This window comes from Mesorhizobium sp. USDA 4132 (assembly GCF_056279545.1).
The window spans coordinates 867,956-891,669 of the sequence record NZ_JBWCCP010000001.1; the positions used below are offsets into that span (position 1 = coordinate 867,956).

At 61.9% G+C, this 23,714-nt stretch carries 20 protein-coding genes, 2 tRNA genes and 2 pseudogenes; 8 read left to right on the top strand and 16 right to left on the bottom strand.

Features of this window, described 5'->3' with window-relative positions:
* Positions 1-50: 50 nt before the first annotated feature.
* The 3 genes from ACZ9IU_RS04440 to ACZ9IU_RS04450 all read right to left on the bottom strand — a co-directional run bounded on the left by ACZ9IU_RS04440 (position 51) and on the right by ACZ9IU_RS04450 (position 2,569).
* Positions 51-770: an outer membrane protein gene (locus ACZ9IU_RS04440; protein ID WP_038540142.1), complete on the bottom strand. Its 720-nt coding sequence runs from the start codon at positions 768-770 to the stop codon at positions 51-53.
* 181 nt (positions 771-951) lie between these two features.
* On the bottom strand, positions 952-1,644 hold the full coding sequence (locus tag ACZ9IU_RS04445) for a L,D-transpeptidase (protein ID WP_038540144.1): 693 nt from the start codon (positions 1,642-1,644) through the stop codon (positions 952-954).
* Positions 1,645-1,792: 148 nt separating this feature from the next.
* Positions 1,793-2,569: a L,D-transpeptidase gene (locus ACZ9IU_RS04450; RefSeq protein WP_157885217.1), complete on the bottom strand. Its 777-nt coding sequence runs from the start codon at positions 2,567-2,569 to the stop codon at positions 1,793-1,795.
* A 240-nt stretch (positions 2,570-2,809) separates the two neighbouring features.
* On the opposite strand from ACZ9IU_RS04450, the gene ACZ9IU_RS04455 reads away from it, so the two are divergent.
* Positions 2,810-3,439 carry a DNA-3-methyladenine glycosylase I gene (locus ACZ9IU_RS04455; protein WP_038540148.1) on the top strand — a complete coding sequence of 210 codons (630 nt, stop codon included), beginning with the start codon at positions 2,810-2,812 and terminating at the stop codon, positions 3,437-3,439.
* On the opposite strand, the gene ACZ9IU_RS04460 is transcribed toward ACZ9IU_RS04455, so the two are convergent.
* The 5 genes from ACZ9IU_RS04460 to ACZ9IU_RS04480 form a co-directional block, all read right to left on the bottom strand.
* Positions 3,426-4,130, bottom strand: coding sequence for an HAD family hydrolase (locus tag ACZ9IU_RS04460; protein WP_038548757.1), 705 nt, complete (start codon positions 4,128-4,130; stop codon positions 3,426-3,428). The genes ACZ9IU_RS04455 and ACZ9IU_RS04460 overlap by 14 nt on opposite strands.
* Before the next feature lie 87 nt (positions 4,131-4,217).
* A complete protein-coding gene (gene copM / locus ACZ9IU_RS04465; protein ID WP_038540150.1) occupies positions 4,218-4,589 on the bottom strand; it encodes a CopM family metallochaperone in 372 nt (123 codons plus the stop codon).
* 57 nt (positions 4,590-4,646) lie between these two features.
* On the bottom strand, positions 4,647-5,012 hold the full coding sequence (locus ACZ9IU_RS04470) for a hypothetical protein (protein WP_038540154.1): 366 nt from the start codon (positions 5,010-5,012) through the stop codon (positions 4,647-4,649).
* A 46-nt stretch (positions 5,013-5,058) separates the two neighbouring features.
* On the bottom strand, positions 5,059-5,811 hold the full coding sequence (locus ACZ9IU_RS04475) for a hypothetical protein (protein WP_038540158.1): 753 nt from the start codon (positions 5,809-5,811) through the stop codon (positions 5,059-5,061).
* 77 nt (positions 5,812-5,888) lie between these two features.
* Entirely contained in the window at positions 5,889-6,080 is a 192-nt protein-coding gene (locus ACZ9IU_RS04480; protein ID WP_157885072.1) for a DNA-binding protein, read from the bottom strand.
* A 144-nt stretch (positions 6,081-6,224) separates the two neighbouring features.
* Here ACZ9IU_RS04480 and hisS point away from each other — a divergent pair, with 144 nt between their 5' ends.
* The 4 genes from hisS (at position 6,225) to ACZ9IU_RS04500 (ending at position 10,188) form a co-directional block, all read left to right on the top strand.
* Positions 6,225-7,745, top strand: coding sequence for a histidine--tRNA ligase (gene hisS, locus ACZ9IU_RS04485; protein ID WP_038540162.1), 1,521 nt, complete (start codon positions 6,225-6,227; stop codon positions 7,743-7,745).
* Between the two features lie 198 nt (positions 7,746-7,943).
* Positions 7,944-9,065, top strand: coding sequence for an ATP phosphoribosyltransferase regulatory subunit (locus tag ACZ9IU_RS04490; protein WP_038540165.1), 1,122 nt, complete (start codon positions 7,944-7,946; stop codon positions 9,063-9,065).
* Entirely contained in the window at positions 9,062-9,760 is a 699-nt protein-coding gene (hisG, locus tag ACZ9IU_RS04495; protein ID WP_038540168.1) for an ATP phosphoribosyltransferase, read from the top strand. Before ACZ9IU_RS04490 ends, hisG begins: the two co-directional genes overlap by 4 nt.
* 23 nt (positions 9,761-9,783) lie before the next feature.
* Positions 9,784-10,188, top strand: a complete 405-nt coding sequence (locus tag ACZ9IU_RS04500) for a GFA family protein (RefSeq protein ID WP_038540172.1) — start codon at positions 9,784-9,786, stop codon at positions 10,186-10,188.
* A gap of 65 nt (positions 10,189-10,253) precedes the next feature.
* On the opposite strand, the pseudogene ACZ9IU_RS04505 reads toward ACZ9IU_RS04500, so the two are convergent.
* The 3 genes and pseudogenes from ACZ9IU_RS04505 to ACZ9IU_RS04515 all read right to left on the bottom strand — a co-directional run bounded on the left by ACZ9IU_RS04505 (position 10,254) and on the right by ACZ9IU_RS04515 (position 13,052).
* Positions 10,254-10,704, bottom strand: a pseudogene (locus tag ACZ9IU_RS04505) (DoxX family protein).
* A 147-nt stretch (positions 10,705-10,851) separates the two neighbouring features.
* Entirely contained in the window at positions 10,852-12,393 is a 1,542-nt protein-coding gene (locus ACZ9IU_RS04510) for a cation:proton antiporter (RefSeq protein WP_038540177.1), read from the bottom strand.
* A 143-nt stretch (positions 12,394-12,536) separates the two neighbouring features.
* Complete coding sequence (locus ACZ9IU_RS04515; RefSeq protein ID WP_038540180.1) at positions 12,537-13,052, bottom strand: disulfide bond formation protein B; 516 nt, start codon at positions 13,050-13,052, stop codon at positions 12,537-12,539.
* Between the two features lie 289 nt (positions 13,053-13,341).
* Between ACZ9IU_RS04515 and ACZ9IU_RS04520 the strand changes: the two genes are divergently transcribed.
* Positions 13,342-13,418, top strand: a tRNA-Arg gene (locus ACZ9IU_RS04520).
* Positions 13,419-13,834: 416 nt separating this feature from the next.
* Here the strand turns inward: ACZ9IU_RS04520 and ACZ9IU_RS04525 are convergent.
* On the bottom strand, positions 13,835-14,662 hold the full coding sequence (locus tag ACZ9IU_RS04525) for a DUF3800 domain-containing protein (RefSeq protein WP_244447470.1): 828 nt from the start codon (positions 14,660-14,662) through the stop codon (positions 13,835-13,837).
* Between the two features lie 265 nt (positions 14,663-14,927).
* Positions 14,928-15,012, bottom strand: a tRNA-Leu gene (locus tag ACZ9IU_RS04530).
* Between the two features lie 284 nt (positions 15,013-15,296).
* On the opposite strand from ACZ9IU_RS04530, the gene ACZ9IU_RS04535 reads away from it, so the two are divergent.
* Complete coding sequence (locus ACZ9IU_RS04535; RefSeq protein ID WP_038540184.1) at positions 15,297-16,931, top strand: AMP-binding protein; 1,635 nt, start codon at positions 15,297-15,299, stop codon at positions 16,929-16,931.
* Between the two features lie 14 nt (positions 16,932-16,945).
* On the opposite strand, the gene ACZ9IU_RS04540 is transcribed toward ACZ9IU_RS04535, so the two are convergent.
* From ACZ9IU_RS04540 to secA, 3 genes and pseudogenes are all read right to left on the bottom strand, one after another.
* Complete coding sequence (locus tag ACZ9IU_RS04540) at positions 16,946-18,172, bottom strand: GNAT family N-acetyltransferase (RefSeq protein ID WP_244447508.1); 1,227 nt, start codon at positions 18,170-18,172, stop codon at positions 16,946-16,948.
* 53 nt (positions 18,173-18,225) lie between these two features.
* Entirely contained in the window at positions 18,226-19,647 is a 1,422-nt protein-coding gene (locus tag ACZ9IU_RS04545) for a lipopolysaccharide biosynthesis protein (protein ID WP_275452103.1), read from the bottom strand.
* 171 nt (positions 19,648-19,818) lie between these two features.
* A pseudogene (gene secA, locus ACZ9IU_RS04550) lies at positions 19,819-22,531 on the bottom strand (preprotein translocase subunit SecA).
* Positions 22,532-22,786: 255 nt separating this feature from the next.
* Between secA and ACZ9IU_RS04555 the strand changes: the two are divergent.
* Positions 22,787-23,656: a peptidylprolyl isomerase gene (locus ACZ9IU_RS04555; RefSeq protein WP_051899649.1), complete on the top strand. Its 870-nt coding sequence runs from the start codon at positions 22,787-22,789 to the stop codon at positions 23,654-23,656.
* The last annotated feature ends 58 nt before the right edge of the window (positions 23,657-23,714 follow it).

The following is a 23,714-nucleotide window of genomic DNA, read 5'->3' on the forward strand; positions in this document are numbered from 1 at the left end:
ACAAAAAAGCCGGCGAAATCGCCGGCTTTTTTCGTCAAAGGCCCGAAGCCTTAGAACTTGTAGGAGACGCCAAGGTTGATGGCGTGCGTCAGGATGTTGGTCTTCAGCGAAGCGCCGCTGTCGATATCCACATCCACGAACGAGTAGTTGCCCTTGTATTCGGCAAACATCGACCACTTTTCGGTCAGCTGGTACTTCACGCCGGCCTGGGCCTGGATCGTCGCGCCGCCGAACTGATATTCGAACGTGCGGCCGGAAGCGCGGGTCACTTCGACGTGCGGCACGTTGATACCGACACCGGCGCCGACATAAGGCGTCCACCGGCTGCCCTCGATCGGGAACTTGTAGAGCGCGTTGACCGTCAGGAGGTTGAGGCCGTCGGTAAATTCGAAGACGCTCCAGCCGCCGGCCTTGGCCATCGTTTCGTCGTCGGCATAAACCTTGGCGTGGGTGTAATCGAGCGAAACGCCCCAGTTCGAGAGGGCACCGCCGTCGAACCAGTAGGTGCCGCGGACACCCCAGTAGGGGGGCATCTGGAAGGGATTGGTATCCCAGCCGGCTGCGAAATCCGGTCCGTCGGACACGTCCACATGGGAATGCGGCGCGAATTCGTAGCCGCCGTAAACGGAGACTTCAAATCCTCCGGTGCTGACGGGGGCGACATAGGCGGGATTGGCCGGGGTCAGGTCGGCCGCTTGAGCCGGAGCAATATAAGCAAGACCAGCGGTGAGAAGCGTGGATGCGAAGGCGAGAGAAAGAATTTTGCGCATGAATCAGCCTGCAGGGAGGGACGTTGGCTCTTTGATGACTCAATGTTTAGCGGCGGATGCATCGCCGGTCTGTGCTTTTTTTGCACCAGTCGCCGACGAAGCTAAGCCAGTTATGGTTAACGAAACCTAAACCCATGAAAAAGAGCGGCTTTCGCCGCTCTCCGGATCTTTGCTTGGTGGTTCAACCGCCGAAAATAGTGGCGAAAATGTCGATCCCGCGATCTTCGAAATCGACTTTCCCCTGCCGGTTGCCGGGGCCGATGACGATCACCTTGGTGCCGATGTCGGCGCGCGAATAAAGATGCTCGACATCCTTGTTCATCATGCGGATGCAGCCGGACGACATGTTGAGGCCGATCGTCCAGGGCTGGTTGGTGCCGTGGATGCGGAAGATCGTGTCGCGGCCGCCCTTGTAGAGATACATGGCGCGGGCGCCGAGCGGGTTGTCGATCCCGCCTTCCTGCACGGCCGGCAGAATACGGCCGGCGCGACGTTCACGAACGCGCATCTCGGCCGGCGGTGTCCAGGAGGGCCACTCTGCCTTGCGGCCGACATTGACGACGCCCGACCAGCCGAACCCTTCGCGCCCGACGCCGATGCCGTAGCGGGTCGCCCGGTTGGGGCCTTCGATATAATAGAGGAACTTGTTGTTGGTATCGATGATGATCGTGCCGGGCTTTTCGGTCGAAGAGAAGCGCACCATGCGGCGCTTGAATTCTTCCGGCACTTCCCGCGGCATTGCGACCAGCGTCACGTCGCTTGCCGGGCGTTCGGTAAACGGCACTGCCGGGCTGATTGCGCTCGCATGCCCGGCGGTAAAGAAGATCACGCCAGCCATCCCCATGGCCATAGCAAGGGTCTTGCCTGTCCTCATTCCCAAATCCTCTCCGATGTGTTTGAGCGGCAAAAACTAGCCGACTCGGGCACCAAAGCAAGCAGGGACAGGTCTAATAAAGAACATGTGATGGCAAAAAGGCGGCGGGACTGTGTCTCCGCCGCCTCACCTTCGGCAATTGCCGGCATTACATGACGATGACCTTGGTGCCGATATTCACCCGTTCGTAAAGATCCGTCACATCTTCGTTGCGCATGCGGATGCAGCCGGAAGAGACCGCGCTGCCGATCGTCCAGGGGGCGTTGGTGCCGTGGATGCGGTAGAGCGTCGAGCCGAGATACATGGCGCGGGCGCCGAGCGGGTTTTCCGGGCCGCCGTCCATGCGGGCCGGCAGATAGTGACCCTTGACGGCTTCGCGCTGGATCATTTCGGATGGCGGCGTCCAGTCCGGCCATTCGGACTTGCGGGTCACCCGGTGCTCGCCGGCCCATTCGAAGCCCGGTTTGCCGACGCCGACGCCGTAACGGCGAGCCTGGCCATTGCCCGTGACCAGGTAGAGGAAGCGGTTATTGGTATCGATGACGATCGTGCCGGCCTTTTCCTTGCTGTCGTAGGCGACCGTCTGCGGCAGGAACTGCGGTTCGATCTGACCGCGGATCGGCTGCGGCCGCATCGCCACCGGCTGGGCCGGCGAGCGGTCGAAGATGCCGCGGCGAACCATCGGCTGCTGCTCGCGCTGCTGGTAGGCTTCACGTTGTTGGTAGACCGGGCGCGGCTGGGCAGCCTGGCGCGGATAGACGACCGGGCGGCCGTTCGGGCCTGCAAGCTGCATCACCCATGGGGCGGCGAGATCGGGGCTGACGACCACGGGCGGGCGCTCGCGATAGCGGTCCTGGGCAAGCGTGGCGGAACTGGAAAAGGCGGCGGCAAGGCCGAAGGCCAGGAAAAGGATTTTCTTCATGATCGGATCCACACGTTACAAATCACCGACCGGACGCCCCTCAAACACTGGATAATTTGGCGTCGGTGTTGACGAACATGGTGACCGCGAGGTGAAAGCGAATGGTAAACGGGTGGAACATTCAAAGCCGGCCGGCCTATAAACCTTTTGGCAGGGTTACCGCCCGGTTTTGAAACATGGTTGACCAATGTTAAAGCCGGCACAAAACCGGTTAACCAAAAGGTTTGCAGCAAGGGAGCAGGAATGGAAAAGGCGGGAATCATCGTCGGCGAAGACGGCAAGGGGCGTTGCGCCTGGCATGGCGGTCTCGAAGACTACCGGCACTATCACGACGAGGAATGGGGCCGGCCGGTGACGGACGATATCCGCCTGTTCGAGAAGATCTGCCTCGAAGGGTTCCAGTCCGGCCTGTCCTGGCTGACGATCTTGAGGAAACGCGAGAATTTCCGCGCCGCCTTTGCCGGTTTCGATTTCGAAAAAATCGCCCAGTTCGGCGAGGAAGACATCGCCCGTTGCCTCGCCGATGCCGGCATCATCCGCCATCGCGGCAAGATCGTCTCGACCATCAACAATGCCGCCCGCGCCATCGAACTGAAGCGCGAGTTCGGTTCGCTCGCCAAATTCTTCTGGAGCTTCGAGCCTGGCCCGCATCTGCGTCCGGCGGTGATGGACCTCGCCACGCTCCGGGCCAATCCCACCACGCCGGTTTCCGTGCAACTGTCGAAGGCCCTGAAGAAGCGCGGCTGGACCTTCGTCGGTCCGACCACCGTCTACGCCTTCATGCAGGCCATGGGCATGGTCAACGACCATCTCGAAGGCTGTTTCTGCCAGCGCGAGGTCGATGAACTGAGATTGAAATTCAGGCGGCCGTGATTTTCTGGAGGATCGAGGGCAGCTCGCCGAGATGTTCGATCTGGTGGAAGCGCGGCGCTGTGGTCGGCGCGTCCACGTGCTCCAGGATCCAGGTCAGCGCATGCGGCACGAACACGCCGTAGCTTCCCGCCGCAATCGCCGGCACGATATCGGATTTGAGCGAATTGCCGACCATCATCGCCCGTTCCGGCCCGTCCGCCACTTTCGAAAAGATGCGGCGATAGGTGGTGGCGTTTTTCTCGCTGACGATCTCGACCGCATCGAAGAAATCGCCGAGGCCGGATTGCGCGAGCTTGCGCTCCTGGTCGAACAGGTCCCCCTTGGTGATCAGCACCAGCAGATATTCGCCGTTCAAGGTCTCCAGCGTCTCTTCCACATGCGGCAGGGTTTCGACCGGATGGCGCAAAAGGTCGCGGCCGATATCGAGGATCTCGCTGATCGTCCTGGTCGGCACCTTGCCGTTGGTAATTTCGATCGCCGTCTCGATCATCGACAGGGTGAACCCTTTGATGCCGAAGCCGTAATGGGAAAGATTGCGCTTTTCCGCTTCGAGCAACCGCTCGGCAATCTGCGCACCTTCGGCGAACTCGCCGAGCAGCCGGGCGAAGTGTTCCTCCGTCAGCCGGTAATACTGTTCGTTCTGCCAGAGCGTGTCGTCGGCATCGAAGCCGATGGCGGTAATCGGGCGCATGGATCTGCCTCCACCCGCTGATATGGCGAAAAAGAAAGCGCCGGGCAAGACGAAAGCCTGCCCGGCGCCGATCTGCATGAGGACTTGTTACTTGCCGTGCGCCTTCAACCAGGATTGCATATCGGCGATTTCAGCCTCCTGCGCCTTGATGACGGCTTGCGCCAGCTTGCGGATTTCCGGATCCTTGCCGTGTGCAAGTTCGACCTTGGCCATGTCGATTGCGCCCCGGTGATGTGGGATCATGCTGCGCACGAAATCCGCATCCGTATCGCCGGAATACCGGATCGCCATATCCTTGTGCATCCTGGCATTCGCATCTTGGAATGCCTTGGTGGAGGGGCTGCCGCCGGTCGGCGTGCCCATCTTGGAGTGGTCCATTCCCTTCATCTCCTGCGCGGCGAGCGAGCCGGTCATGAGAGTGGAGAGGACAGCGGTCATGAGAATGATTTTCGCAGACATAGGGTTTCCTTTTCCGTGTCCGACAGAATTTTGATGATGAGGTGAACCGACATTCCGTCAGCCTCGGGGAGGCGGCGTCAGCGGCGCCGTTGCCGGAGAGGCGAGCGCCTGTTCGATGGCCGGCGAAGGGTAGGCATGGGCGAACCGGCCATCGCCGCCGATCGCCAGTTCCGGCAGCAGCGTCAGGCAGGCGGCGCATAACGGCGTCACGCAGGTCTTGCCGCCATGCGGGCAGGGTGGCTGCGATGACCCATGGGAATGCCCGGCCTTCGCCGTCTCGGTCGCCTTGCCATGGTCGTGATGTTGCGAATGATCCTGCACGGCCGCTGGGCTCGCCACGGGCATGTAAGGCATGCCGACGGCCGGCATGGCCCCGTAAAGGAGCCAGGCAAAGAACATCAAAATGGCGGCGGAACGTGACATGGTTCGGAATCTACGGTCATCCTTGCGGAAATCAACCGCGCGGACATCACAAGGCGATGACATCGTGCACCGCCTGATACACCTTGCTGAGTTCGCCATAAGGCGCGACCGGCCAGGTCCAGGCCCGTTTCGCAGCCGGCGCCGGCACGCCGCAGAACAGGTCGGCCTCTTCCAGCACCTGGCCTGCCCGATCGGCGACGCGATAGGCGGTGTCGGTGATCAGAGCCGTTTTGCAGGGCAGTGCGGCAAGGCCATCGAGATGCGCCCGGACCAGTCGCTGCAAGATTTCCTCACGCGCGGGAGTGTTTTCGGCCTCCAGCCGGCGTTTCGATCCCACCCCGATCTGCGACAGGATATTGGCCGAGACGACGAGATCGAGATACGGCACCTGCCGCAGGAACGACAGCGGCTCCGGAATTTTGGCTGTGACCGCATCGTCGAAGCCGGAGAGGTCGCGCGAAATCAGCCGGACATTCCGAAACCGCTTCCCCTTCAGCCGCATCCGCACGCTCGCCAGATGCACGAGGTCGACCAGCACCACCGTATCGAACTTTGCCGCCAGATCGTCGATCGGCACGTCGCGCAGCAGGCCCGAACCCAGCACGACGCAGGTCCGCCGCTGCTTCATCCCGGCCATCGTTTCGCGAATAAAGGCTTTGCAGTTTTCCTCATGCGCCGCCCAATCCTTCGCACACCGTCCGGCCCGCGACCACAGGCTGACGGACGACCGGATGAAGGGACGGAATTGCTTCGGCGTGACCAGGGAGGTCGCGGCGTATTGGAGAGCTTCGGTGAGCATGAATTAGCGATAGACCTTGCTGCGGTGGCCGGCTTTCAATTCTCTAATCCAAGCTCGCGTTCAAGCTGTTCCATCGTTTAGGTACTGGAATTACCATTTCGAATTTCTTCCATCGCACGATCTGCTGCAGCAATGTCATGCAGATCTTCCAGATGACGATGCAGGACTTGCGCGACATAGGCATCGGTATCGAAGCCATGGATATCCGCATAGCGGCTGAGCAAACCATACATTGCCTCGGGGATTTCAATGGCGACGCGTTTGCTCATGACCTTTGCCCCTTCAGTGGTATAATATATAACATCGCGCCCGCGTCTTCACCAGCCGCCGCCCTTGCCGCTCCGGCCTCTATCCTCTAAGAAACCGCACACAAATCCGGCCTCTCCGGGGCCTTTGGCAATGGAATTCCGATCATGAACGACAAGAGCAAAAAACCGCAGAAACTGAAAGCCCGCCTGCCGCGCGGCTTCGTCGATCGTTCCGCTGCCGATATCCACGCCACCAACGAGATGACCGCGAAGATCCGCGAGGTCTACGAGCGCTACGGTTTCGACCCGGTCGAGACGCCGCTGTTCGAATACACAGATGCGCTTGGAAAATTCCTGCCCGACAGCGACCGCCCGAACGAGGGCGTATTCTCGCTGCAGGACGACGACGACCAGTGGATGAGCCTGCGCTACGACCTGACCGCGCCGCTCGCCCGCCATGTCGCGGAGAATTTCAACGAGATCCAGCTGCCGTTCCGCACCTATCGCGCCGGTTATGTCTTCCGCAACGAGAAGCCGGGCCCGGGCCGTTTCCGCCAGTTCATGCAGTTCGACGCCGATACGGTCGGCGCGCCGGGCGTCCAGGCGGATGCCGAAATGTGCATGATGATGGCCGATACGATGGAAGCGCTCGGATTGAATGGCCAGTATGCGATCCGCGTCAACAATCGCAAGCTTCTAGATGGGGTGCTTGAAATCATTGGGCTAGGTGGCGAAGAGAACGCTGAAAAGCGGCTTATTGTGCTGCGAGCGATGGATAAGCTCGATAAATTTGGGATCGACGGCGTTCGTCTTCTCTTGGGCGGGGGCCGTAAAGACGAAAGCGGCGATTTCACAAAAGGCGCTGGTCTAAACAAGCCGCAGATTGACCGCGTCGTGGAGCTTCTTGAGGCTACCAAACTGTCTGCCGAAGAAACTCTGGATGCCATTGCTGCCGTCGTGGGCGAGAATGAAACAGCCAAACAGGGTTTCGAAGAGTTGCGGACTATCGCTCATTTAGTCATCGCAGCCGGATATACTGATCGGGTGTTTATCTCGCCCTCCGTCGTCCGCGGCCTCGAATATTACACCGGGCCGGTCTTCGAAGCCGAACTCACCTTCGACGTCACCAACGAAAAAGGCGAAAAAGTCGTCTTCGGTTCCGTCGGCGGCGGGGGACGATACGATGGCCTCGTGTCGCGCTTCATGGGCCAGCCCGTTCCGGCGACCGGTTTCTCGATCGGCGTCTCGCGCCTGATGACGGCGCTGAAGAACCTCGGCAAGCTTGGTCAGGACGAGGTGATCGCCCCGGTTCTGGTGACCGTCATGGATGGCGACGTCGAGAGCATGGGCCGGTACCAGCGCTTCACCCAGGCGCTGCGCAACGAAGGCATCCGCGCCGAAATGTACCAGGGCAACTGGAAGAAGTTCGGCAACCAGCTGAAATATGCCGACCGCCGCGGCTGCCCGATCGCGATCATCCAGGGCGGCGACGAGCGGGCGCAGGGCGTCGTGCAGTTGAAGGACCTGATCGAGGGCAAGCGCCTGTCCGGCGAGATCGAGGACAATGCCACCTGGCGCGAGGCGCGCGTGGCACAGGAAACCGTTCCCGAGGCGGATCTGGTCGCCAAGGTGAAGGAGATTCTCGCCGCTCAGGCGGAGGATCGGAAAAGGGCGGGCAATGCGTGAGCTCTACCCCCCTCTGTCCTGCCGGACATCTCCCCCACAAGGGGGGAGATCGGCTGGGCTACTGCTCACCACTTCCTATCTAACGTCGCGTCCTTCGCAGCGCTCCTTCGGGGGCGTCGGTCATGCCGCTTGTGATCTCCCCCCTTGTGGGGGAGATGCCCGGCAGGGCAGAGGGGGGTATTCCTGGGGAGCGACCCCATGCCCCTGATCGACATGCCCGATTTCTCCGCCGACCTCCTCGCCGAATTCGCCGCACGCCGCACCGAGCGGGTCAACACGCCGGTCATTCAGCCGGCCGAACCCTTCCTCGACATGGCCGGCGAGGATCTGCGCCGTCGGATTTTCCTCACCGAAAGCGAGACCGGCGCCAATCTCTGCCTGCGGCCGGAATTCACCATTCCGGTCTGCCTGCGCCACATCGAAACCGCAACCGGCACCCCGAAACGCTATTCCTATCTTGGCGAGGTTTTCCGCCAGCGCCGCGAGGGTTCCCACGAATTTTATCAGGCCGGCATCGAGGATCTCGGGAATAAGGATATCGCCAGTTCCGACGCCCGCGCGATTGGCGATGCGACCGGCATCCTGAAAGCGCTGCTGCCCGGCAGCAAGCTCGCGCTCACACTCGGCGACCAGGCGGTGTTCGAGGCGGTGGTCAAGGCGCTCGGCCTGCCGTTCGGCTGGCAGCGGCGACTGATCCACGCGTTCGGCGACATGGCCCATCTCGAAGCGCTGCTGGAGCGGCTCGCCAAGCCCCAGCCGGTCACCGGCCTTGATCCGCAGATCGCCGAACTGATCGCTTCGGACAACGAGGCGGATCTCGTCGCCCGCATCGACCGCACCATGCAGGAAACCGGTTATTCCACCAATGCCAGCCGTTCGCCGACCGAGATCGCAAAAAGGCTCAAGGAAAAGCTGGAACTGGCGGAAACCCGGCTGGACGGCACCGCGCTGCTGCTGCTGCGCGAGTTCCTGACGCTGCAATTGCCGCTCGCCGAAGCGCCCGCCGCCTTGGCCGGCTTTGCCGATGCCGCCGGGCTGAAGCTCGGCGCGGCGGTTTCCCGCTTCGACGCCCGGCTGGCGGCGCTCGCCAATGCCGGTGCCGATCTCTCGGCCATGACCTACCGCGCCGCCTTCGGCCGGCCGCTCGATTATTATACCGGGCTCGTCTTCGAGGTGACCGAGGCGGGGTCGTCGGCGGTGCTCGCAGGCGGCGGCCGTTTCGATCGGCTGCTGACCCTGCTCGGCGCCAGGGAACATATCCCGGCGGTCGGTTTCTCGCTTTGGCTGGACCGGATTGAAGCTGCGAGGGCACTGAGATGAGCGCGATCACCATCGCTCTGCCCTCCAAGGGCCGTATCAAGGAAGAGACCGCCGAGGTCTTCGAGCGCGCCGGGCTTGCCATTTCCGCGGTGGGCAACGACCGTTCCTATCGCGGCCGCATCGAGGGCATGGAAGGCGTCGAGGTCGCCTATCTCTCGGCCTCCGAGATTGCCCGCGAGCTTGCAAGCGGCGCCGTCGATTTCGGCGTCACCGGCGAAGACCTGGTGCGCGAAGGCATGGCCGGTGCTGACGGTCGCGTCGAATTCTGCGCCCGCCTCGGCTTCGGCCACGCCGATGTGGTGGTCGCGGTGCCGGAAATCTGGCTCGACGTCGAAACCATGGCCGACCTCGGCGACGTGGCAGCGGATTTTCGCGCCCGCCATGGCCGGCGGCTGGCCATTGCCACCAAATATTGGCGGCTCACCCAGCAGTTCTTTTCGAGCCAGCACGGCATCCAGCTCTACCGCATCGTCGAAAGCCTCGGCGCCACCGAAGGCGCGCCGGCCGCCGGCCAGGCGGACATCATCGTCGATATCACCTCGACGGGATCGACGCTCAGGGCCAATCACCTGAAGATCCTGTCGGATGGCGTGATCCTGAAGTCGGAAGCCTGCCTGGTCAGGGCCCGCAAGCCGGCTCACGAAGAGGATCCGAGGATAGCCAGGATCGTCGAGGCAGTCCGCGCCGTGCTCTGAGTTTTTGAAGGGGAGGAAGGACGATGCATGTAACCGGTCGATGCCATTGCGGCTATGTCACCTATGAGGCGGAACTCGATCCGAAGCGGGTCGGTATCTGCCATTGCACCGATTGCCAGCTGCTCAGCGGCTCGCCGTTTCGTGTCACCGCCGTCGTCCCGGAAAGCGATCTGAAACTCACCGGGCACGAGCCAAAACTCTACCGCAAGGTGGCCGAGAGCGGCCGCGTCCGCCAGCAGTATTTCTGCCCCGAATGCGGCTCGCCCCTTTTCGTCAATGGCGAAGGTGAGGCGGCCAGGATCTGGGGCATTCGCTGGGGCAGCATCGATCAGCGGGCGGAGTTGAAGCCGCAACGGCAGATGTGGTGCCGCTCTGCCGTTTCCTGGCTGCCCGAAATGAGCGAACTGCCAGCCGTCCAGACCGATTGAGCTCAAAAAAATACCCGCCGGACTTCTCATCCGGCGGGCAGTCTTGGGCAGGGAATTTCGAAAGCTTAGGCAGCGATTGCGACAGAACCACGGCGGGCGTCGACAGAAAATGCACCGGCGCCAATGGCGGCGAGAGCCAGGAACCCACCGGCAATCGTCAGGTTCTTCATCATCATCAGGCTGTTAAACACCGTCAGCAGGCCGTTGGCGGCCTCCGGGAAACCCGGGACGTTGATGGCGCCCGAATGGAAGACGAATGCGGTGAAAGCCGAAAAGAGCGCAAGCAGGATTGCTGCGATACGGGTCTGGAAGCCGGTCAGAACGGCAAGCGCCGGTGATCAGTTCGAAGAGGCCTGCGACATAGGCGAGCAGCGTGGCGGCGGGAAGGCCGGCGCCGGTGATCATGCCGGCGGTGCCGGCGGGATCGACGAGCTTCTGGAAACCGGACATGACGAACATGCCGGCCAGAAGAACGCGGCCGACGAGAAGCAGGGAATTGGTGGCTGTGGTGGACATTTTGTGATCTCCGGATCGGTGTCTCTGGTTGGACACGCGGGTTGAATTCTCTGGGACCGTATGTGCCCCATCCCGCCCATATCCGGAAGATGAACAATGATTGACAGTTCGTTCGATAAAAGGAGACGATATTGACTGGCGGGTGGATCAGCTTTCCTCGATCCGGCGCGCATCTTCCGGCAGGACCGAAAGCTCGCGCCAGTCGATCTCTTCGAGCAGCAGATTGTATTCGTCGACATTGACCTTGTGCACGGAGCGAAGCTTTTCCAGCTCTTCCCGCTGTGCGGCAATCGCCTTCAAGGCCAGCCGCCGGTAGGTCTCGAGAGAGTTGGCGTCCTCGATCCGGGAGGCGGCCAGCTGCTCGATGCGGAATTTGGAGCGCAGCAATTCGGCTTCCGTTTCGGTCGCACCGTCGAGCCTGGAAAGGCCGGCGAGCGCGATCTTGCCGCGGATGACGGCGAGTTCGCCATGCCCCTCGGCGCGTCGGTCGAGGCCGAGCCAGCGGATGATCGGGGTAAGCGTCAATCCCTGGACGACGAGGGTCGCAAGCACCACCGAAAAAGCGGTCAGCACCACCACGTCGCGCTGCGGAAAGTCCACCGGCAGGGCGAAGGCGGTCGCAAGCGTCACGAGGCCGCGCATGCCGCACCAGCCGGCCAGCAGTGCCTGGGTCGTCGTCGCGGGTTCCGGCCTGCCGCGGCTGCGCTCATGCCAGGCGGTGAGCCGATTGTAGCCGACGCAGACCGCAAACCGCACGACGATGACGATCATGATCGTCAGCAGCGAAAAGCGGGCCGCATCCCAGAGGTGATCCGCCGGCATTCCGCCGACGATGTCGCGAACCTGCATGCCCATCAGCAGGAAGGCCATGACGTTGAGAACGAACACGACGGCGGTCCAGACCGCGTAGGATTGCACCCGCATGCGCGCCGAGGAGCGGGCTTCGCTGCTTCTCGCGAGCGTCATTGCGAAGGCGACGATGGCAAGCACCGCCGACAGGCCGAGCCGTTCGGCGAGGATCCACAGAAGGAAGGTCTGGACGAACTGCAGGAGGATGCCGCCGAGCGTACCGGCGACGAACCGCATGAGATGCCGGACCACCCAGGCGGCCAGGACCCCGAGCAGCAGGCCGCCGGGCACCGCGACGGCAAGATGCAGCGCCACGCCCGCATCGAGACTGCCGGCCGATTGCACGGAGAGCGCCGCGTCGAAGATCAGCAGCGCAGCCGCATCGTTGAACAGGCTTTCGCCGCGAAGGACCGTATCGGTGGTGCGCGGGATCGACATCGACGACAGCACCGCCGTCGCGGCGGCGGCATCGGGCGGGGCGACAATCGCGCCGAGCACCAGCGCCGCTGCGATCGGCAATCCAGCCACCGTCCAGCCGACGAAGGCGACGGCAACCGCGGTGACGCATACGCCGCCGATCGCAAACACCAGCAGCGGCAGCCAGAACCGGCGGGCAATCCCGATCGGAAAATCGAACGCCGCATCGAGCAGCGCCGGCGCGATGAACAGCGCGAGCGCCGTTTCCGGGTCGAGCGAGATATACGGCGTGCCCGGCACCAGCGCGACCGCGGCGCCCGCCAGCGCCAGCATGGACGGGTAGGGCACGGAAAGCCGGCGCGAAATCTGCAGAAGCACGATCGCGACAAGCAGCAGGACGAGCAGGCTCTCGAAGAAGTTCATGCGGCGATCTTAGAGACCGTCGAAGCCTTTGTCAGCGGCAGGCTTGCGCAATTTGTTCCAGACACCCGCGCGACACCGGCCTTGTGCCGGAAACGGAAGGGGCCCGGTCCAGCCAGGCCCCGGATTGTTCCGCATCAGGTTGTTCAGGCCGCCTTTTTGGCGCCGACGAATGCGATGGCCGCCAGGATGACGCTGGCAATCACGTTCCAGCCGGCAAACGAGAGGCCGAGCACGCGAAGGGCTGCCTGCGTGCAGGACGGCCCGTGAACCGTGTTCAGGTCCGACAGCAGGCTGCCGGCATTGGTGGTGACGCCGGCCCCGCCGCCGCAGCTTGCCGGACCGTCCCAGAAGGCCCATTCGACGCCGGAATGATAGACGCCCATGCCGGCGCCGACCAGCATCATCACGCCGATGACGACCAGCAGCGCGCGGGTGACCCAGGCGGGCAGGCCGATCATCGAGACGACGATCGCCAGAATGCTGACCGGAATACCGTAATAATAGGGATTGCGCTGCAGCAGGCAGAGCGCGCAAGGGATATAGCCGCCGATATACTGGAAAGCCAGCGCCCCGCCGACCGTCGCCGCCATGCCGAGCGTCAGGACGATGGCGTAGCCGATGCCGACGCGGGAACGGGGTGTGGAAGCTGTCAGCGCCATGCGCCTCTCCTAAAATGGTTTCGACCGGCGGGGGTGCCATGGCTTCACTTAGAGCAGATGCGGCGGCGCGGTAAGACAAATTATCTTGAATTGAAGACCGGGCTTTCCGGGGACAAGGCAACGGCCAGTGCCGGGACCATGGGATAAGGCTCGCCGGAAGCCGCGGGTGCCACAAATAGAACGCCGCCACCAGATGATTTGCATCCGCCGCAAATTGGCGATTGATGCCGGCAACATCCTGAGTTAAGAACCACCATCGGACGGAGACGAGTCATCGTCTTTCAGGTTAGCACCCGTAGCTCAGCTGGATAGAGTGTTGGATTCCGATTCCAAAGGTCACAGGTTCGAATCCTGTCGGGTGCGCCATCTTCCCCACAAGTGAGCCCAGTTCAATCGCTACCCAGAGTGATTGCGCTCTTTAGGTTAATCCCTGCGAGCGCTGATGTGGGCCATCTGTTCCGGTACTTTTTTCCAAGCAACCAACGCGTTGTTTTGGGCCCCATTTGGTGCTGCCCATAAGGTCGTCCCTACGGCACGTTGCTGTGGTGGAAGCGCCGTAGGGATTGTCCCTGTCTTAACAGTAGCCGTATCGCAACGATTGAAAGGCCTGGCAACATGTTGGAGTCGCACAAGGTATCGGTCCGTTTGCATGCTGGGGCGACCGATGGGACGCAGCCGACATAAGAATCTTGCAAACGGCATGAAAGTGCGATAGATACATGTTATGGCATTGCCACGGGGTTAGGCTATACGCCGACCGCCATAGGGGACCTTCGGGTCCCTTATGTGTTTTTGGGCGGCACCCACTCTTGATACGATCCATCATAGCAAGAATATTTGACGGCTATAGTCGGATCGTCGCTTTTGAAATCAATGATCTGTTCTGACGCCAAAAGCCTTTCATAGGCTCTGTCGGGTCGTTTTGTTGGCTGATTGCACAAAGGATGCAGTACCAGATCGGCCAGTTGCAGCATCGGATTGTTTTTTCCATCAGGCCAGATGGTCATAAGCGTTTCTGCAAGCTCACTTTGCGGGAGAGGTGCGTGCACCGCTGATGTTTGGGAATCAAACTCGGTCCCCGTTGCAAGCAGCCCTTGGAAATAGCTCTCGATCAGCCGATCTTCAGCTTTACCAGTACGTTCATAGACCAATGACATCCGGTGGCCGATCAATCTTGCGTATTTTGCTGCCCGCTCGACAGAAATGTCGAATGCAGTACGGGACATCTGCCACCTGGAGGCTACCGGGTGCTTTTCTAGATAGCGGTCGCGATAACCAAGCCTGCAGATGACGCAGCCATGGGCCGTAATTCGGGGATCCGAGATAAGACCGTCCAGTTCCGAGAAAAACCGTTCTCTGGCGGCATCATCAGTTTTCAGAAAACCGAATTTCCCTTTACGACCCCTGATTTTATTCCCATGCAACTCCGGAACATCCCATCGCTCACAGAAGGCCAACACTGTTTCCGACAGCTCTCCAACGCTCTCGGACGGAACAATGATACCGCCCAGACCGAAACTGAATTCATTGAGCGGAAGAGGCTGCTCTACACCTGGCTTGCACATAGTCCGTGTGCCGAAGTCGTCCATAAAAAAGATCAGGTGATCCACTTGTCGTCCCGAGACTATTTCATCCAACCAATAGTGACACTGTTTACACTTCAGCTATTTCCACAACCTTACGAACTAGCGCGGACGACTGCCTTAAGAGATGCATAACCTGGCGAACGGGAAAGCAGTTGACCAAAGAACCTGTCTCACCGAGTCGGTGTGCTTCCTGGAAAATTAGGCCTTGTACCGCTTAAATTTAAAACGAACCCACGCACGCAATCACTGCGCCGGAAACCCGCAATCACATTAGAGCTTCCAGGAGATGTGGTGCCCCGTGCCGGAATCGAACCAGCACTCCTTTCGGAACCTGATTTTGAGTCAGGCGCGTCTACCAATTCCGCCAACGGGGCACTTGGGTAGCGGTATGCGCTCTATCACGGGCCCGCACCGGCATGCAAGGGTGAAGTGAGGTTGCAATCCCGCATGCCTCGCAGCTGCGAAATTGTCCCGGATCAAGGCCGCTCGATGTCGTTTTTCCCGATCCTCGGCGGCAGATCGCCGTCTTTGGCGCCTCCCGGAACATGCGTGCCGCCTGGGCCTCCGGAGGCCGCCATGTCAGGTCCCCTCCCGTGTCCCCCTTGTATTTTAAGCATCCCGGATGTTAGCTGGTGCAGCAAAAATAGAAGCGCTGCCCATGAAACTGCCTGCCCGAACGTCCTATGAAGACCTTTTTGACGATTTCGCCTGGGAGATCCCCCAGCGATTCAACATGGGGGAGGTGGTCAGCGATGCCTGGGCGAAAGAATTTCCGGAGCGCATCTGTCTCCAGCATTTCAGCCCGGATGGCGCTCATCGGGCTCTGACCTATGGCGAGCTGTCGGGGCGATCCGCCTCGCTTGCGAACGCCTTTGTCGCGCTCGGCCTCAAGCCCGGCGACCGCGTCGCACTTCTTCTGCCGCAGAGTTTCGAGACGGTGATCGCGCATGTGGCGATCTACAAGATGGGCGGCATCGCCCTGCCGCTGGCGCTTCTGTTCGGGGCCGAGGCTCTGGAATATCGGCTGAAGGCATCGGGTGCTGCGGCGATCGTCACCAATCCCTTCGGCCTGTCGCGGCTGGCAGCCTTAAGCGAAAAGCTGTCGGAGCTGCGGCATGTGATCGTCACCGGCGAGCCGCCGGCCGGCGAAGGCCTGCTGGCGCTCGACGCGCTGATCGCCGCCCATCCCCCGCTGTTTAAGGTCGTCGACAGCGGGCCGAACGATCCTGCGCTGATGATCTTCACCTCCGGCACGACCGGCCCGCCGAAGGCGGCGCTGCACGGCCATCGGGTGCTGGCCGGCCATATTCCGGGTTTCCAGCTGGCGCATGAATTTGCGCCGCAGCAAGGGGACCGGATCTGGACGCCGTCGGACTGGGCCTGGGCGGGCGGCCTGCTCAACGTGCTGATGCCGGCGCTGATGCTCGGCATTCCGGTCGTCTCCTCGCCGGCCCAGAAATTTGATGCCGACATGGCTTTTCGCATCATGGCCGAGATGGATGTGCGCAACGCCTTCATTCCGCCGACGGCGCTGCGGCTCCTGAAATCCGTCGAAAAGCCGCTCGAAAAATACGATCTCAAGCTGCGGACGATCGCGTCGGCCGGCGAGGCGCTCGGACGCGAGACCTATGACTGGGCGAAGGCGGCGCTGGGGCTGACGGTCAACGAGTTCTATGGCCAGACCGAATGTAATTTCGTGTTGTCCTCAGCTGCCAATCTCGGCGTTTCGCGCGGCGGAGCGATCGGGCGGCCGGTGCCCGGCCATCATGTGGCGGTGGTCGACGGCAGGGGCATCGAGCTTCCGGCCGGCAAGATGGGGCAGATCGCCATCCGCCGTCCGGATCCGGTGATGTTTCTCGGTTACTGGAACGACGAGGCGGCGACGGAAGCGAAGTTCGTCGGCGACTGGCTGATTACCGGCGATCTCGGCCGGAAGGACCGCGACGGTTATGTGGAATTCGTCGGGCGGGACGACGACGTCATCACCTCCTCCGGTTACCGCATCGGGCCGAGCGAGATCGAGGACTGTCTGACAGGCCATCCGGCGGTGCGGCTGGCGGCCGTGGTCGGCAAGCCGGACCCGATCCGCACCGAGATCGTCAAGGCCTATATAGCGCTGGCACCCGGCTATCGCCCGAGCGACGAACTGGCTCTGGAGATCCGTGACTGGGTGAAGACGCGGCTGTCGATGCATGAATATCCGCGCGAGGTCGCCTTCGTCGACGACATCCCGCTGACGACCAGCGGCAAGGTCATCCGCCGGCTGCTGCGCGACAAGGCGGCCGCCGAGTGATCGCTACGGGCTGATCATTCCGAACGGCCGGCGAGCGACATGATCTTCTCGCGCAACATGCGGGCCATGTTGCGGGTGTTGCGGTAGAGGTGAAGCTGGGCTGCCACCTGGCGCACGTCGCGGTCGCCGTTCTGGCGCAGGCCGATCACCAGCGTGCCCATTTCCTCGCGCTCTTCCCAGAAACGGCTCATGATCGGATGGTCCGGAACCGCGCAACTGTCGGTGCGCATGATGTTGGCGTCGTCGAGATGCCATTCGGTCAGCTTCACCATCAGGAGCTTACCGGGCGAGAAATGGGAGAAACTCTCGTCATACGCGGTTTTCCACGTATAGGCCTCGCCGGCCATGATGAAGACGATGAGCGAAGCGATCGCGCGGCCGTCGAAATCGATGGTGTGGATGCGGACGGCGTCGATTTCCGCCAGGTTGGTGATCGCCTCGCGGGCGAAGGCGGCGCGGTAGCGGTCGTTGATCAGGGCCGAGCGCTTGCGGCCCTTCCAGCCCTTGGCTTCGAGCGCCAGGAATTCCTCCATCCGCAACCGGATCTCTTCCGGCTGGCGGGCGACCGAATAGCTGAGCGAGCCCTTGTTGCCGAGATTGCGCCAGAGGCGGCGCATTTCGCGGTAGTGGTGCGACGAGATCGAGTGCTTGAGATAGGCCTCGCCATCGAGCAGGCTTTCGAGCATCGGTCGGAGATGAGGATCGGTAACGGCAACCGGCAGGTTGCGGCCGATCGCGACCGCCTTGGCGAGCTGCGCGAACGGCCCGGAAAGCCTGACGTCCGGCATCACCAGCACGGAGGGCAGGCGGGCTTCGCGCATGCTCAGCGCCTCGAAAAGGTTGTCGATCGTCTCGGCTGAATCTTCCGCGTCGACGAGCGGTGTGCCGACCGGCCCGAAGGGATTGGCCCAGGCGCGGATGATCGAGGCGCCGACGGAAAAGCCCGGCTTTTCGACCGTGAACGGCATCAGCAGCCGCATCCGACTGCGCGCACCGATCTCGTCGCGGATCAACGCCAGGCGCACCTGCTTGTCCTCGACCCGCGGCATGGCGGGGGCCAGCAGCCGGGCCGAAAAGAAGATGTTCGGCTCCAGCGCGCGGTTGGAGAGGAATTCGAGCTCTTCCTGCAGGTCGTAACCGAAGGCGGCGGGATAGAGGCAGAGTTCGCGGCCGGGCCGGCCGACCTGGAGATGGGTATCGGCATCCGGCCGCTCGGCGCGGAACGCCTGGACCATGCTCATCCGGCCGCCGCCATTGCCTTCGAATTCGCTGCTGAACGGAGGTTGCGCCATGATCAGGAAGCCTTTGAAGGAGCAGAGGGCGTCGGATCGGCAAAGGCGAAGAGCACGATGCCGAGCGTGCGCCGGACTGCGATATGCAACAGGATCGCCTCGATCATCATCGCCGACGCCGTGGCCATGGCCGCACCCGTCAGGCCGAAGCGGGGGATCAGCGCGATATTGAGGCCGATGCTCGCCAAAAGCGTCACGCCGTAGAGCAACACGCAGAGTTTCTGGCGGCCGGCCATGCTGAGCAGGACCTCGCCGGGCCCCACCATCGACTTGGCAAGGATACCGCAAAACAGGATCGCCATCAGCCAGTAACCGGCCGTAAACGCGCTGCCGAACAGCGACAGAAGCAGCTCGCCGGAAGCGAGCGCCATAAGCCCGACGGCAAGCGACGGCCAGAAACTCCAGCGCGCGGTCTGGCCGGCAAAGGCGGCCAGCGCCGTCATGTCCTCCTCCGCCATGATCGCGGAAAAGCGGGGGCCGGCGGCAGCCTTGATCGAGAAATAGACGAATTGCACCAGTACGATCGTCTTCGCGGCGGCATAATAGATGCCGACCTGGTCTGGCGGCAGGTAAAGGCCGACAACGACGACGTCCGCATTGGTCAGCAGGAAGCCGATGCCGTCGACCAGGAAGAGCGGCAGCGAATATCGGAACCAGGCGCCCATCTCGAACCGTATCGGACCGGTCCCGTAGAGCCGGCGCAGGCGCAGCGTCAGGCGCAGCAGCTGCGAGAGCGTCGTGACATAGGTTGCCGCAAGGGCTGCCTGCATGGCGGTGACGGCCGTGTGGTCAGCGCCGAACCAGAGTGCGGCCAGCATGAACACGAGGATCAGGGTTGGGCGGATCAGGTAGGTGGGGCTCAGCGCCGTCACCGTCCAGCCGTTCGAGCGCGCGGTGCCGTCGAGCACGTCGCCGAGCGCGATCATCGGTATGGTGAAGAAGGCGAGCGATACCGGCACGAGGTAATAGGCCTCGACCGTGTGGCCGTAGACATGCAGGAACAGGAAGCCGAGGCCGGCCACCGCACTTGCCGAGATCAGCGCCACCAGGCGGACGGCAAGATTGAGCCCCCGCACCGTCGCCACCTCGTCGCGTGCCTTGTGCTGGTGCAGGAAGCGGATGACGGACGTGTGGAAACCGAGGCAGGAGAGATTGCCGGCGAGCACGACCAGAACCCAGACGAAAGCGAAGATGCCGTATTCGAACTCTCCCATCAGCCGGGCGAGCACGATTTGCGACACGAAGGCGATGGCGGCGCTGAAGACGCGGATCACGAAGGCAATCAGGGCACGGCGCTGGGCGCGGGCCGTCTCGTCGTCATCGGTGAGGATCGATTCGAGCTTGCGGGTCAGCGGAGCGAGCCGGGTCCTCAGACCAGGCGGAAGCAATCTTTCCGCTGTTTCGATAACCGCCATGATGGGCACGCAATACTCGTAACGACGACGGGAACAATGGGCAAAAGTGTTGCCACAGCAGGGTTAAGAAAGGGTTCGCCCGGGCGTCAAAGGATTGACGATTGCGCGGGCCCTACCGCGGAAACGACAACGCCGCCCGGCAGGGGGCGGCGTTGAAAGGATGGGGTTTTCGCAGAAGCTTCAGGCCTGTTCGAAGGCACCGTGGCAATGCTTGTATTTCTTGCCGGATCCGCAGGGGCAGGCCTCGTTGCGGCCGATCTTGCCCCAGGTGGAGGGATCTTCCGGACGGCGGTCGGCCGGTGCGGCGATGAAGTTCTCGCTGTCGAAGCCGGTGACCTGGTTGAGGCCGGTCGTCGGATCGACATGCTGTTCGTCATAGATCGCCGGCGGCTGTGGGGGCTCGGGGTTCTGCACCAGCTCGACGCGCATCAGCTGGGCGGTGACCGCCTCGCGCAGGTTGGCAAGCAGCGCCTGGAACAGCTCGAAGGCTTCCGCCTTGTATTCCTGCAGCGGATCACGCTGGGCGTAGCCGCGGAAGCCGATGACCGAGCGCAGGTGGTCGAGATTGACGATATGCTCGCGCCACAGGTGGTCGAGCGTCTGGAGCAGCACGGAACGCTCCACGTAGGTCATGATATCCGCGCCGAAACGCTCCTTGCGCTCGGCCGCTGCCTTGTCGGCAGCCTCGGTGATGCGTTCGCGGATATCGGTCTCGCCGATGCCGTCTTCCTTGACCCAGTCTTCGATCGGCAGGTCGAGGTTCAGCATCCGGCCGACGTCTTCGCGAAGGCCCGCGGCATTCCACTGTTCGGCATAGGCGCGTTCGGGAATGTGCTTGGCGACCAGAACCTCGATCACCTCGCTGCGCATGTCCTCGACGGTCTCGGATACGTCTTCCGAATCCATCATCTCGATGCGCTGTTCGAAGATCACCTTGCGCTGGTCGTTGGTGACGTCGTCGTATTTCAGAAGGTTCTTGCGGATGTCGAAGTTGCGGGCTTCGACCTTCTTCTGGGCGCGTTCGAGCGCCTTGTTGATCCACGGATGGACGATTGCTTCGCCTTCCTTGAGGCCGAGCTTCTGCAGCATGCTGTCCATGCGGTCGGAACCGAAGATGCGCATCAGGTCGTCCTGGAGGGACAGGTAGAACTTCGAACGGCCCGGGTCGCCCTGACGGCCGGAGCGGCCGCGCAGCTGGTTGTCGATGCGGCGGCTTTCGTGGCGCTCGGTGGCGATCACGTAGAGGCCGCCGGCAGCAAGCGCCTTTTCCTTGAGCTGCTTGACCTCTTCGCGGCTTGCCGCTTCCAGTGCATCGCGCTCCGGACCCGGCTCCATGCCTTCGAGCTCGCGTTCGAGGCGCATGTCGATATTGCCGCCGAGCTGAATATCGGTACCGCGGCCGGCCATGTTGGTGGCGATCGTGACGGCGCCCGGCACACCGGCCTGCGACACGATATAGGCTTCCTGCTCGTGGTAACGGGCGTTCAGGACCTGGAAATTGTTGAAGCCCGACTGGCGCAGCATGGTCGCCAGCAGTTCGGACTTTTCGATCGACGTGGTGCCGACCAGGACCGGCTGGCCGCGTTCATGGGCTTGTTTGATCTCTTCGATGATCGCCTTGAACTTTTCGTCGAAGGTCCGGTAGACCTCGTCGTCCTCGTCGATACGCTGGATCGGCAGGTTGGTCGGCACTTCGACCACTTCGAGCTTGTAGATGTTGCCGAACTCTTCCGCTTCCGTCTGGGCCGTACCGGTCATGCCGGCGAGCTTTCCGTACATGCGGAAATAGTTCTGGAAGGTGATCGAAGAGAGCGTCTGGTTCTCCGGCTGGATCTGCACCTTTTCCTTGGCTTCGAGCGCCTGGTGCTGGCCTTCCGAATAACGGCGGCCGGGCATCATGCGGCCCGTGAATTCGTCGATGATGACGATCTCGTCGTTGCGGACGATATAGTCCTTGTCGCGGGTGAAGAGCTTGTGGGCCTTCAGCGCGTTGTTGATGTGGTGGACGATCGCGACGTTCTCGACGTCGTAGAGGGATTCGCCCTTCAGCAGGCCCGCCTGACGCAGCAGGTTCTCGAGCTTTTCGGTGCCGACCTCGGAGAAGTTGGCGGAGCGCTGCTTTTCGTCGATCTCGTAGTCATCAGGCGTCAGTGCGGGGATGAAGGCGTCGATCGTGTTGTAGAGTTCCGAACGGTCGTCGAGCGGGCCGGAGATGATCAGCGGCGTGCGCGCCTCGTCGACCAGGATCGAGTCCACTTCGTCGACGATCGCGTAATTGTGGCCGCGCTGGACCATCTGGCTACGCTCGTACTTCATGTTATCGCGCAGATAATCGAAGCCCAGTTCGTTATTGGTGGCGTAGGTGATGTCGCAGGCATAAATTGGCGTGGCGCTCTTCGTCGCTGAGGCCATGGACGATGACGCCCGTGGTCAAGCCCAGGAAGCCGTAGAGCTTGCCCATCGTATGGGCGTCGCGCTGGGCGAGGTAGTCGTTGACGGTGACCACATGGACGCCCTTGCCGGCAAGCGCGTTCAGGTAGACCGCCAGCGTCGCCACCAGCGTCTTGCCTTCGCCGGTCTTCATCTCGGCAATCGCGCCGTCGTGAAGGATCATGCCACCGGTCAGCTGCACGTCGAACGGGCGCATGCCGAGCACCCGGCGGGAAGCCTCGCGCACGACCGCAAAGGCCGGAACCAGGATGTCGTCGAGCGTCTTGCCCTCGGAGAGCAGTTTCCTGAACTCGACCGTCTGGGCCGCAAGCTGTTCATCGGAGAGAGCCTTGGTCTTCTCCTCGATAGCATTGATGGCGTCGACAGTCGGCTGGTAGCCGCGCACGCGACGATCGTTTGCCGAACCGAACAATTTGCGGGCGATGCCGCCAAGGCTGACCATACGAATGGTCCTTTCTGAAATCTGTCCCATGGGGGCGCGGGACCGGTCGAACCATCGGTTTCTGATACCGATAAAATGACCTGTCACGCCCGGAAACTCTGCTGGACGCGAAGTTGCGTGACAGATAAGAGGGGGGTCGAATGATGTCAACGGTGGCGGCCGATACAGAATGGCCACAATCCGGTGTTTGTGAAGGTTTTCTGGCCGGAATCAGACGTTCTGAAACCGGTATCCTTAATCGAAAGGTCTTTATCGATGTTGCGCCACAAGTTTCTCATGACGGCCGCGCTGGCCGCCGCGATCCTCTGCCAGGCTCCCGCCTTTGCGGCGGAGGATCCGGTCGTTGCCAAGGTCGGCGACCTCGAAATTCATCAGTCGGAACTGGAGATTGCGGTCCAGAACCTGGATCCGCAGCTCGCCCAGCTTCCGGACGAACAGAAGAAGGTCGCAGCCCTTTCCGGCGCCATCGACGTCAAGCTGCTCGCCAAGGGCGCTCTCGCCGAAGGCATCAAGGACACCCCGGACTTCAAGAAGCGGATGGATTATATCGCCGACCGCGAGCTGCATAACGCCTATTTCCGCAAGCATGTGATCGACGCCACCACCCCGGCGGAGGTCAAGGCCCGTTACGACAAGGAAATCGCTTCCCTGCCGAAGCAGGAAGAGGTGCATGCCCGCCACATCCTCGTAAAGACAGAGGACGAGGCCAAGGCGATCATCGCCGATCTCGACAAGGGCAAGGATTTCGCCGCGATCGCCAAGGAAAAGTCCCAGGATTCCAACAAGGATGAAGGCGGCGATCTCGGCTGGTTCGGCCGCGGCCGCATGGTTCCGGAATTCGAGGAAGTCGCTTTCGCGCTGAAGAAGGGCGAATATTCCAAGACGCCGGTCAAGTCGCAGTTCGGCTATCACGTCATCAAGCTGGAAGACACGCGCGATGCTCCGGCACCGGCTTTCGACCAGGTCGAGGACCAGGTCAAGCAGCTGGTGATGCGCGACAAGTATGTGGCTCTGATCACCAAGGCCAAGAGCGAGCAGAAGATCGACATCAAGGATGCGGCCCTCAAGAAGGGTTATGAAGACGTCAGCAAGATGCAGGACGGCGACGTCCCGGTGCAGCAGTAATCATTTGACGACGGGCCCGGATCTTCCGGGCCCTTTTCCTATTTGAGCCAGGTAATTA

Excerpts from the sequence above, each read along its gene's own strand:
- ACZ9IU_RS04500 (WP_038540172.1), top strand. The coding sequence starts at position 9,784 with ATGCATGTAACCGGTCGATGCCATTGCGGCTATGTCACCTATGAGGCG.
- ACZ9IU_RS04515 (WP_038540180.1), bottom strand. The coding sequence starts at position 13,052 with ATGGCGCTGACAGCTTCCACACCCCGTTCCCGCGTCGGCATCGGCTAC.
- hisS (WP_038540162.1), top strand. The coding sequence starts at position 6,225 with ATGAACGACAAGAGCAAAAAACCGCAGAAACTGAAAGCCCGCCTGCCG.
- ACZ9IU_RS04555 (WP_051899649.1), top strand. The coding sequence starts at position 22,787 with ATGTTGCGCCACAAGTTTCTCATGACGGCCGCGCTGGCCGCCGCGATC.
- ACZ9IU_RS04455 (WP_038540148.1), top strand. The coding sequence starts at position 2,810 with ATGGAAAAGGCGGGAATCATCGTCGGCGAAGACGGCAAGGGGCGTTGC.
- copM (WP_038540150.1), bottom strand. The coding sequence starts at position 4,589 with ATGTCTGCGAAAATCATTCTCATGACCGCTGTCCTCTCCACTCTCATG.
- ACZ9IU_RS04540 (WP_244447508.1), bottom strand. The coding sequence starts at position 18,172 with ATGAGCATGGTCCAGGCGTTCCGCGCCGAGCGGCCGGATGCCGATACC.
- ACZ9IU_RS04470 (WP_038540154.1), bottom strand. The coding sequence starts at position 5,012 with ATGTCACGTTCCGCCGCCATTTTGATGTTCTTTGCCTGGCTCCTTTAC.
- ACZ9IU_RS04445 (WP_038540144.1), bottom strand. The coding sequence starts at position 1,644 with ATGAGGACAGGCAAGACCCTTGCTATGGCCATGGGGATGGCTGGCGTG.
- hisG (WP_038540168.1), top strand. The coding sequence starts at position 9,062 with ATGAGCGCGATCACCATCGCTCTGCCCTCCAAGGGCCGTATCAAGGAA.
- ACZ9IU_RS04460 (WP_038548757.1), bottom strand. The coding sequence starts at position 4,130 with ATGCGCCCGATTACCGCCATCGGCTTCGATGCCGACGACACGCTCTGG.
- ACZ9IU_RS04510 (WP_038540177.1), bottom strand. The coding sequence starts at position 12,393 with ATGAACTTCTTCGAGAGCCTGCTCGTCCTGCTGCTTGTCGCGATCGTG.
- ACZ9IU_RS04490 (WP_038540165.1), top strand. The coding sequence starts at position 7,944 with ATGCCCCTGATCGACATGCCCGATTTCTCCGCCGACCTCCTCGCCGAA.
- ACZ9IU_RS04440 (WP_038540142.1), bottom strand. The coding sequence starts at position 770 with ATGCGCAAAATTCTTTCTCTCGCCTTCGCATCCACGCTTCTCACCGCT.
- ACZ9IU_RS04475 (WP_038540158.1), bottom strand. The coding sequence starts at position 5,811 with ATGCTCACCGAAGCTCTCCAATACGCCGCGACCTCCCTGGTCACGCCG.
- ACZ9IU_RS04535 (WP_038540184.1), top strand. The coding sequence starts at position 15,297 with ATGAAACTGCCTGCCCGAACGTCCTATGAAGACCTTTTTGACGATTTC.
- ACZ9IU_RS04480 (WP_157885072.1), bottom strand. The coding sequence starts at position 6,080 with ATGAGCAAACGCGTCGCCATTGAAATCCCCGAGGCAATGTATGGTTTG.